This is a genomic window from Pedobacter sp. 01N416 (assembly GCF_056399685.1).
Genome location: NZ_JBFTRT010000137.1, coordinates 1 through 9,937, shown reverse-complemented (window position 1 = coordinate 9,937; position 9,937 = coordinate 1). Strand labels below are relative to the sequence as shown.

Here is a 9,937-nt window from a genome sequence, read left to right as displayed (position 1 = left end):
TTTGAAAAATAGTTCGCGCTTTTAGATTTAAAAACAAATGTTCACAAAATATGTAGTACATATTTACAAAATAATTTTATAGTTTTGTTTAAACCAAGTATATGAAAAAAATAATTTTAGCATTTACATTAATGCTTAACATGAACCAGGCAGGGTTATTTGCACAAAATATTGTACCGCTTTACAAAAATGTACCGAATGCCATTAAGGCTGATTTAACAGAAAAAACAGATACCGCCAAAAATGGCAGAATATTAACCAGATACGTTACGGAGCCGACTTTAACCGTTTTTCTCCCCAAAAAAAACAATGATAAGCGTGCTGCCGTAATTATATGTCCTGGTGGAGGTTATTCTTATCTGGTGATGAACAACGAGGGCACCGAGGTTGCAAAGGCGTTAAATAAACAAGGTATAGCGGCCTTTGTGTTAAAATACCGATTACCCAATGATCTGATTATGAAAAATCGTTCAATCGGGCCATTACAGGATGCTGAACAAGCCATAAAAACAGTGCGCGAACGGGCTAAAGAATGGAACATTGATGCGGCAAAAGTTGGGATAATGGGTTTTTCGGCCGGCGGTCATGTGGCCTCTACTGCATCTACGCATTATAAAAATGTAGTGATCCCAAATCAGGAAAAAACAAATCTCCGACCAGATTTTTCAATACTCATTTACCCTGTTATTACCTTTCAGGATAGCATTCTGCACAAAGGATCTAAAAAAGCTTTAATCGGAGAAAATGCATCGATCGAAAAAACAGTTGAATATTCTAATGAGCTACAGGTAAATAAAGATACTCCTCCTGCATTTTTGATTCATTGCAGTGATGATAAAGTAGTACCTGTTGCTAATACTGTAAACTATTATCAGGCACTTAAAAACAATGGGGTAAAAGGCGAAATGCATATCTACGCTACCGGCGGACATGGTTTTGGTTTAAAAAATGCCACGAGAACAGATAAATGGCTTGAACAGTGTATGGCATGGATGACTGAAATGAAAATCAAAACACCATAAGGTCCCTTCCACTGTGCAGCGGTAATTTTTAAACGAGAAGCAATAGGCTTATAGCTTTTAAACCACAGATAAGGTCAATATTTCTATGCCAATCGCATTACTTTATAAAAAAAAATGATTTTTTTTCATGTAAACGATTTTCATTGTAATTTRGAATGCCAAAAACATCATAAATAATTGACTACAAATATATTACCCATTAATAAAATTCAAATAGTCAGAAAGAAAATAATCGGTTTTTAATTAAAGGCGTATCAGTAGAAATACAGGCGATTTAATTTATGCAAAAATTGCCTTTAAACAGCTTTAAGGTGCATTAAAAATTAATATTAAGTGTGTTTTTAGTGCGTTTTTTTAATTACTTTCGACCAAAGAACCAAACAAACTGACACAGTCGAACTACACAATGAATCACACCTAATCTATATAGGCAGGTGTTTATTGTGCTATAATTTATTAAAGTGCCCTCAGCCTTTAATGAATTATTAGATCTATGTTACGCCATATATGGGTTCAACAGGTTATTTATGATTAAGGCTTTTCTGCTGTTTTTATTTAACGGGTTACTGGGATTAATATTGCTCTGCTCAGCAAATATTGCATTTGCACGCCATGAAACTAAAACCATAGCGAACGCTGGCTTTAACAATTTATCTTTTCCTTTTTCTTCAAGAACCAGCACGAACACCACAAAACACTTATACGCAACCAGTTATTCTAAACATTATATCGCCCCTGCCCCATGGCAATATTGGAGTAAAGCCAACGAAATTGTTATTACATCAGATATCGGAACCGTTACCGGAACAATATATAAAAGCGATGGTACTGTTGTAACCACTTTTACCTGCGTTCAGGGAACGCCTTTTGTTTATCGCTTTACCGGACTACCTGAAGATGCACCTGAGCACGAATTAAATAAGGTACTGAGTGGGGCTGGATTAATAGTAGAGGCTACTGGATCTATTTCAGTGAATTTAAGAAATGTTGCATCAGATAATTTAGGAGCTGATGGCACGGATGCAGATATTAAGGGTAACGCCTCTCTTTTTAGTTTTGGCGATGCGGCAATTGGAACGTCCTTTCGCGTAGGTTACTATAGGGATGGTAATCTTGCAAGTAATGCGCATCCACCGATCTATAGCATTATGGCCACCGAAAATAACACGATTGTTAAAATAGCTGGTGTAGCAAAGGCAACATTAAATGCCGGACAAAGTTATTTATTCACTGCCCCAATGGGAACCCTGGTAGAATCGTCAGGATCGGCTGTAATGAATACCGCGGCAGATCTGGATGCTCCTGGAGGCTGTGGAGACGGTGCTTACAATCCAATTCCCCCAATTGCCTCATTGGGTAGAGAATATGTGGTAGTTAGAGGTGAAGGTAACACGATTGCAGAGCAAACTACTGTAATTGCAACTGAAGCAAACACTGTGGTTACCGTTACCAGCTTTGACCTGAATGGTACCCAGAAAACCACAACTACCTTTACACTGGCACAAGCCGGCGATTTTAAAACATTCGAACACGGTTTTGTTTCCGGCACCTATAGCGCGACAAATCCGCCGGGCATTAATACCGGAAGGTATTCATCCTCAAGAATTGAAGCGACTAAAAACGTAGGCGTATTTTCAGGTACGGCTGGTATTTCAGTTGGCGGTGGTTGCGAGGTTGATGTTGCTACTTTAGTACCTATTTCCAGTTGTTCGGGATCCAGAAAAGTCGAAACCACCAAATTCACAGCTTATAACAATAGCGATTTATCTTACTTTGGTTATATCATTACAAAAAGCACCGCTAAAATCTATCTAACGACGCAATTGGGCACACCCAATTATACAAATAGTGATATTGAAGCAATACCAGGCATCGGTACCCGTAAAACTCTGGGAACGTCTGGCTTATATTTAATAAGTTTTACAAAAGCAGATATTGGCGCGCCAAAGGCAATTACCATTACCAGTGCAGAACGGCTTACGGTGTCGATGGTGCAACAAGGCGACGGATTCTCCATGTCGAACTTTATTTCACGTTTCCCTGAGAAAGGTGATCAACCTGTGGTATCACAAACCAACTGCGCATCCGCAACACTCACAGCAACTCCAAATGCTTCCAATTATCAATGGTACCTTAACGAAGTTCCTATAAGTGGTGCAAATGCCAGTACTTATGTGGCTAGTACATCTGGCAATTATTCGGTGAGTTATAGTTTGGATTGTGGGCTGAGTGCACCTTCTCTCCCAATAAAGGTTTCACTTTGTAATATCGACCGCGCGATTACCAAAACAGTTGATATCGCTTATCCGGAGTTAAACAGCAATGTAGTATTTACGCTTAAGGCCGAAAATTTAGGCGATGGCAATGCGGTTGGGATATCGGTTACAGATCTGCTTCCTAGCGGTTTTACTTATGTATCGAGCATAGCGCCATCGGGAACGAGTTACGATCCTATTTCGGGCATATGGACTATTGGCGATTTGGCCAGTAATGCCAGTATCTCCTTAAGCATCACAGCAAAAGTTGTCGCAACAGGAACTAATATTAACACAGCAACGATTACGGGCTCGCAGCCTGATCAGGTAACCACTAACGATCAGAGCTCGGTTAGTACCATAACTGGCTCTAATGATAGAGAAGTATGTGTAGGAACAGCTATGAACAATATTATTATCAATATTCCATCAGGCTCAAACGGTATTCAAGTTACAGGTTTACCAGCCGGGATAACTTATACCAATAGTTCGTCTCCTAAAAAAGTTACCATTTCAGGCACGCCAACTACCGCAGGCCCACCAAAAACTTATACCGTTTCTAATACTACAGGAACTCCATTCACTGCAACAGGCTCAATAACGGTAAATGGAAATGTAAGTACGCCTGCTTTTAACACCGGATTAACCGATAAACGCTGTAGTGGTACCGGAACCGATACCTATGTTGCAACGGCAACAAATGCCACAAGCATAGTTTATTCTATGTTACCCCTAGCGGCAGGTATTATTGATGCAAACAGTGGAAAAGTAACCTGGGATAATACATTCGCAGGAACAGCAACTATAACAGCCACAGCAAAGGGCTGCGCGGAGAAAACAGCCGATTTTATTGTAATCGTAAACGGGCTTCCAAATTTAACATTGGGCACCGAACCTGAAATCTGTCAGGGTTTTACCACGTTATCACTCCCTTATACCAACGCTTTAAACAGTCCAACAACGTATAGCATTACCTGGAACACACCAGGTTTTGATCCAGTTAGCAATCAACCTTTGCCAGCGGGAAATATTCCGCTTAACATCCCGGTCAATGCTGCTCTAGGTGTTCATTCCGGTATGTTGACCATTAAAAATGCGGCGGGTTGCAGTACTCAAATTAATTTCAACATTAAAATAAATCCAAAACCATCAGCACCGCATGTGTTGGTGCAAACTAATTCACAATATTAATCAAACAAACAAAAAATCGTCCCCATGAACAATTCAATTACAAAAGCAATTTTAGCAATTACATTCCTGTTAATCTGCACATTTTCAAAAGTATCGGCTCAGGTACTACCAACTACAAGCGGAGTTAGTCTTTTTTGCAAAGGATCGGATCTTACTTTACCCGCTGCCCCAGCTGGAGAAGACTGGATTGTTAAATACAGTGCAACGCAAACTACTACGCCAAGTACAGGTGTTACTTTAGTTTCGGGAAATAAAATCGCAGCGGCCGATTTAAACACAGGCTATTATTATTTAAGTTCTAAATCAACAACACCAGGCTCCTGCGAATCTGAATTACAAGAAATTCCGGTATATGTACTTCAACCTCTGACTGTTAATTTTACGCCTGCTGATTTCTGTCTCGAAAGCCCATTGGCGCAAGTTGGCGCTGTTACCAATCCTGATGCTACCAACATTCCAACTTTGGCCTATCAGTGGTATACGGTAACAGGAGGAGTAGAAACGGCTATATCAGGTGCTACAACAAAAGACTATACGCCATCGGCACCTGCAACTGTTGGAACAAAAACGCATAGGCTAAAAGTAGGTTATGTAATTAACGGTAATAAATATTGTCCGCAATGGGCAGATCATGATGTTACGGTAACCGCTAAGCCTGTAAAACCAACCATTACTCCAGGAACCATCACCGGCACGGCAACAGCAGTTACTTTCTAGGCCGGTTTTCGTTTTTCTGATGATTGTTGTATAAATGAAGCTAAGGATATACTCCTTTCTGGCTTTGGCTATATTGTTGTTTTTTATTCAAACAGCAAAGGGCCATATTGCTCCCAATGGGCGGCAAACCATTGCGATCAGACAAGGGTCGTCGGTGGTTTTGCGTGCAAATTCGGCTGGAGCGGCTTTATATATATGGTACAAGGATGATGTGTTAGTGAAGAACCAAAACAAAGCAACACTTATCACCGCCACCGCAGGCATTTATAAAGTAGCTACTGTAAATAAATTTGGTTGCACATCCGATATTTCAGATGAAATAGAGGTTATTATATTGCCACAGCTTATTGCGGATGTAGCCATAACAAAGCGATCAGAATCAAAAATTGTAGTGGGCGATCAGGTTTTCGAATATTACCTGAATGTTAGAAATAATGGTAAAGATGATGCCACCCAACTGATGATTAAAGATGCGCTTCCTGATAACCTTTCTTTAGAAAACCTGGCCCAGCCAACAGATGGAATAGCGAGCTACGATCAGCTAAACCGAACCATTAATTGGAACATTCCCTTACTGGCCAATGGCAAGTTTGCTGAGCTGGTAATCAGGGTAAGATCCAAGCAATCGGGTATGGTGACTAATACAGCGACTGTTACTGCAACAGAATTTGACCCTAACCTGGGCAATAATACATCAACCGATAAAAAAGAGATTTCAGGTTTAAGAATACCAAATGTCTTCACGCCCAATGGGGACGGCAAGAACGACACTTTTTATATTGAACACCTGGAATCTTTTGAATCGAACGAAGTAACAATTATTAACCGTTGGGGAAGTACGGTTTATCAATCCAATCACTATAAGAACGACTGGACTGCTCCAGGATTAACGGATGGAACCTACTTCTACGTGATTAAAGTTAGAAATGGAACAGCAACCTGGCAAGATTACAAAGGTTATGTAACGGTAATCAGGTAAATAAAACAAAATACAGACATGAACATTTTGAAAAGGATATTTCTTGTTTTGACCATTACGATATTATCTGTTAAGGTTTTTGCGCAGCAAGATGCCCAGTTTGGGCAATATGTTTTTAATAACATGTACATCAATCCTGCATATGCGGGTTATAAAGAAGAGCTTTACCTACAGGCTTTCGCCAGAGCACAATGGACTGGTGTTCGGGGCGCACCACAAACCCTTTCTATATCTGCAGATGAGGCTATAAATGACGAAAGTTTGGGCCTGGGGATGATTGTAACCAAGGATAAAATAGGTGCACAAAACACTTTAAATGCATCGGCAAATTTCGCTTACAGGATAAAACTTGATCGTACTGAAACCAATATCCTCGCTTTCGGTTTAGGCGTAGGTGTAATCCAGACTTCCTTAAACGGCAATTTGTTAGATCCTATCGAAATGGGCGATAACCGTATCCCGACAGGATCAATAAGTCAGACGATGCCTGATATACGCGCCGGTATCCATTATTCAAATGAAAAGTTTTTTATCGGTTTTTCGGCAAATAACCTCTTTTCAAAAACCTTATCAGTATTTGACGATTACAATTCGCTAAACGTTAAAATTCAGCCTCATTTTTACTTGAGTGCAGGGGTGGCATTACCTGTAAATAACGATTTTGTTTTTAAACCAACCTTTTTAATTAAAGATGATTTACATGGACCAACCTCATTAGATTTAAATGCCTTTTTACTGGTAAAAGAGCGCTTCTGGCTTGGTGCAGTTTATCGCACCTCGGTAAAAATTTATCCTAAAGAGAATTTGCAGCGTGGATTAACCAGTAGAGCGGCAGTTGGTTTCATCAGCGAATTGTTTATAAGATCTAACTTGCGTATTGGTTATGGTTATGATTACAGCCTCAATAAACTGAGCAATTACGATTATGGCTCGCACGAAATCTCAGTTGGCTATTATATCGAAACCAAAAAGAGCCGAAGACCAAAGTGTTATTTTTAGGTGTTAATCAAAATGCAGTGCATATCATTAATCGAACCAATGTATTACCATGCAATACCATAATCTTCGCCATGGTTACTCGAGCCGCCTTGCAAACTATTGTGCTTCCAATCAAAATAAATGGCATTGATTGGCCCACTGGTCCGTTCTGAAAAACTGAGTGTATAACCCATTTTTTTCAGTTCATTGCGCACCTCCTCTTTAGTACTGTTATTTAATAAAATCTGACCAGGTTTTGGTGCTCTATCGCTTGTTTTAGTACCACCCAGCGAAAGCCAAAGCTGATTCGTATTAAAGTTAGCCGCTTCGGTTGCCTTTTGCACATTCATACCAAACTCAGCCATGTTTAAAAAGAATTGAAGCAAATTCTGATCCTGGGTATCTCCGCCCTGAACTGCAGCCGATACGAATGGTTTACCATCTTTGATAAACAATGAAGGCGACAGGGTTACCCTTGGCCTTTTGCCCGGTGCAACAACATTGAAGGGATTTAAGGTAGAATCGAGCACAAAACTTTGCATCCTTTGACTCATCCCAATGCCTGTATTACCGGCAATACAGGCCGGAAGCCAGCCACCACTTGGGGTAACAGATACTACCCAACCGGCCTTGTCTGCAGCTTCTATCGATGTTGTTCCCCTCCACAAACGATCTTCATAAATTTCTTTTGGCGTATTATTCCCAAGGTCGTGCTTTGGCGCAAAGTTACGTTTGGTTGTATCGAGGTTAAAGCCTCTGCTTTTTAACAGATTTAAATAAGGGTTTTTCTTGCCCTCGTATGGGTAAGGATCACCAGGCCCTGTGTTTGCATCATTTTTATCAAGCTGAATAAGCGAGGCCCTTTGTTTTGCATAATCTTTACTTAACAGACCTTTCATCGGTTCAGCAGGACTTTGGTTTGGATCACCATAATAAAAATCGCGATCTGCAAAAGAAAGATTCATGGCCTGATAAACAGTATGGATATATTTTGAGCTATTGTAGCCCATTGCTTTTAGGTCGAAATTCTCTAATATATTCAAAGCTTGCAGTAAAACAGGGCCTTGTGTCCACTGTTTTAATTTGTATACTTTAATCCCTTTATAATCGGTGCTTAATGCTTCTTCTTCAACGGGTTTCCATTTAGCAAGATCATCCATGGTAATCAGACCTCCTTGTTCCTTACTCCCACGCACGAATTCTTTGGCGATGTCTCCTTTATAGAAACGATCGTAAGCGGCCATTAATGCCTCTTGTCGCGAGCTACCTTTCTCCAACGCAGCTTGCTCTGCTTCAACCATTTTGGTTAGGGTGGCCAATAGATCTTTTTGAATAAAAACCTCACCTGCTTCTGGCGCCTCACGCTTTTCGCCCAAATGCGGCAATAGCACCTTTTTACTGTAAGGCCAGGTTTTGATCAATTCTTTATCGCGCTCTATACTGTTTGCCGCCTGTGCTTCTATGGCATAACCCGCGGCCATGTGCATGGCAGGTGCCAGAACCTGTCCCAGACTCATGCTACCATATTTACTCAGCATATAAATCAGTCCGCCGGGTGTACCTGGCGTGGTTGCAGCCAAAGGGCCGTATTCTGGCGGAAAGCTATAACCTTTAGCTTTAAAAAAGGCTACGGTTGCTCCAGTTGGGGCAACGCCCATTGCATTAATCGCGATCACCTTTTTTGTATTCGGGTTGTAAATTAGTGCCTGTGTTTCTCCTCCCCAGCTTAAAGTATCCCACATGGTGCAGGTAGCAGCCAACATGGCACATGCTGCATCAACTGCATTTCCACCTTGCTGAAAGATCATCGACCCTGCTGTTGCTGCCATCGGCTTTCCTGTGATGGCCATCCAGCTGTTCCCATAAAGCATTGGCTTTTGCGTTTGCTGAGCAAATAAAGTGCGAAGAGAGAGTGATAGTAGCAGAAACAGGGCTAATTTTTTCATAGTTCCAATATAGCTAAAATATGTGCCACAGCAGTCCTTCACCTGCACAGCCCCCCTAATTATGGGTAATAAAACAAGCTTGTTACAAATTTAAGTACCACCAGAACAACTTACCCTAGTGCGCACAGTTAGCTTTTGGTAAATTCATCCACCTAGAAGAATGTAAGGTCCTGTTCTCATTTCTTTTTCTTGGGTTTGGGTTCAGGCAGTTCTGCAACAGTGATGCTAACCAGTTTTTTTAGCCAATCGCGATCTTCCAACTGCTCTTCGATTAGAAACTGATTTTTTGTACCCGGGTAAGGAGGTGCCTCCACAACATCTTTTATATACGCCCTTCCAGATAAGGTTGGCTTAACAAACAGCTTGTTGTCGCACACCAGTGCAAACAACTTATCATCAAAATACAAGCCGTATTCGCCAAACATTTTTTTATAAGTAACATGTCCGGAATAATCCATCTGATCTATTATAAAGTCTACGAATTTCTGTTCTGACGCCATTGTAAATTGATCTAATTTGAAAGGTGTGATATGAGTAAAGCTAAACGAATAATTGAAAAGAAAACCTTTAACTGTTTTCACTATTAAATTCTACATGCTTCAAGCACTAAGATAGGAACAATCGTCGATTATATTAAGTACGCCCATTCACTAATCATTGGTTATTCCTTTTCTTTTGATTCTGGTTTGCAATAATGGGCATAATCGCTAAATTTGTCGCCCAAATGAACAATTGACACAAAATATATGATTGTTCTAAACTTTTGATTCTGGTTTGCAATAATGGGCATAATCGCTAAATTTGTCGCCCAAATGAACAATTGACACAAAATATATGATTGTTCTAAAC

General features: G+C 40.4%; 8 protein-coding genes. 5 read left to right on the top strand and 3 right to left on the bottom strand.

All coding sequences use genetic code 11. The features are described 5' to 3' along the window. Nucleotides 1–101: 101 nt before the first annotated feature. The 5 genes from AC1DND_RS09630 (at nucleotide 102) to AC1DND_RS09610 (ending at nucleotide 7,163) form a co-directional block, all read left to right on the top strand. Nucleotides 102–1,022, top strand: coding sequence for an alpha/beta hydrolase (locus tag AC1DND_RS09630; protein ID WP_477581146.1), 921 nt, complete (start codon nucleotides 102–104; stop codon nucleotides 1,020–1,022). A gap of 527 nt (nucleotides 1,023–1,549) precedes the next feature. Beyond that, nucleotides 1,550–4,468 carry a hypothetical protein gene (locus tag AC1DND_RS09625; protein WP_477581145.1) on the top strand — a complete coding sequence of 973 codons (2,919 nt, stop codon included), beginning with the start codon at nucleotides 1,550–1,552 and terminating at the stop codon, nucleotides 4,466–4,468. 24 nt (nucleotides 4,469–4,492) lie between these two features. Continuing rightward, nucleotides 4,493–5,185, top strand: coding sequence for a hypothetical protein (locus AC1DND_RS09620; RefSeq protein ID WP_477581143.1), 693 nt, complete (start codon nucleotides 4,493–4,495; stop codon nucleotides 5,183–5,185). A gap of 34 nt (nucleotides 5,186–5,219) precedes the next feature. Next, nucleotides 5,220–6,164: a T9SS type B sorting domain-containing protein gene (locus AC1DND_RS09615; RefSeq protein WP_477581141.1), complete on the top strand. Its 945-nt coding sequence runs from the start codon at nucleotides 5,220–5,222 to the stop codon at nucleotides 6,162–6,164. An 18-nt stretch (nucleotides 6,165–6,182) separates the two neighbouring features. Beyond that, on the top strand, nucleotides 6,183–7,163 hold the full coding sequence (locus AC1DND_RS09610; protein ID WP_477581139.1) for a PorP/SprF family type IX secretion system membrane protein: 981 nt from the start codon (nucleotides 6,183–6,185) through the stop codon (nucleotides 7,161–7,163). Nucleotides 7,164–7,207: 44 nt separating this feature from the next. Here AC1DND_RS09610 and AC1DND_RS09605 read toward each other — a convergent pair whose 3' ends face one another. From AC1DND_RS09605 to AC1DND_RS09595, 3 genes are all read right to left on the bottom strand, one after another. Next, nucleotides 7,208–9,088: a gamma-glutamyltransferase family protein gene (locus AC1DND_RS09605; RefSeq protein WP_477581137.1), complete on the bottom strand. Its 1,881-nt coding sequence runs from the start codon at nucleotides 9,086–9,088 to the stop codon at nucleotides 7,208–7,210. A 176-nt stretch (nucleotides 9,089–9,264) separates the two neighbouring features. Continuing rightward, nucleotides 9,265–9,588, bottom strand: coding sequence for a TfoX/Sxy family protein (locus tag AC1DND_RS09600; protein ID WP_215127809.1), 324 nt, complete (start codon nucleotides 9,586–9,588; stop codon nucleotides 9,265–9,267). Nucleotides 9,589–9,749: 161 nt separating this feature from the next. Continuing rightward, nucleotides 9,750–9,937 (bottom strand): hypothetical protein (locus AC1DND_RS09595; protein ID WP_477581136.1); only part of this gene is annotated, 188 nt, incomplete at its 5' end.

Bases quoted from the DNA above. Each gene is read 5' to 3' on its own strand.
- AC1DND_RS09600 (WP_215127809.1), bottom strand. From the start codon at position 9,588: ATGGCGTCAGAACAGAAATTCGTAGACTTTATAATAGATCAGATGGAT.
- AC1DND_RS09630 (WP_477581146.1), top strand. From the start codon at position 102: ATGAAAAAAATAATTTTAGCATTTACATTAATGCTTAACATGAACCAG.
- AC1DND_RS09605 (WP_477581137.1), bottom strand. From the start codon at position 9,088: ATGAAAAAATTAGCCCTGTTTCTGCTACTATCACTCTCTCTTCGCACT.
- AC1DND_RS09620 (WP_477581143.1), top strand. From the start codon at position 4,493: ATGAACAATTCAATTACAAAAGCAATTTTAGCAATTACATTCCTGTTA.
- AC1DND_RS09615 (WP_477581141.1), top strand. From the start codon at position 5,220: ATGAAGCTAAGGATATACTCCTTTCTGGCTTTGGCTATATTGTTGTTT.
- AC1DND_RS09610 (WP_477581139.1), top strand. From the start codon at position 6,183: ATGAACATTTTGAAAAGGATATTTCTTGTTTTGACCATTACGATATTA.
- AC1DND_RS09625 (WP_477581145.1), top strand. From the start codon at position 1,550: ATGATTAAGGCTTTTCTGCTGTTTTTATTTAACGGGTTACTGGGATTA.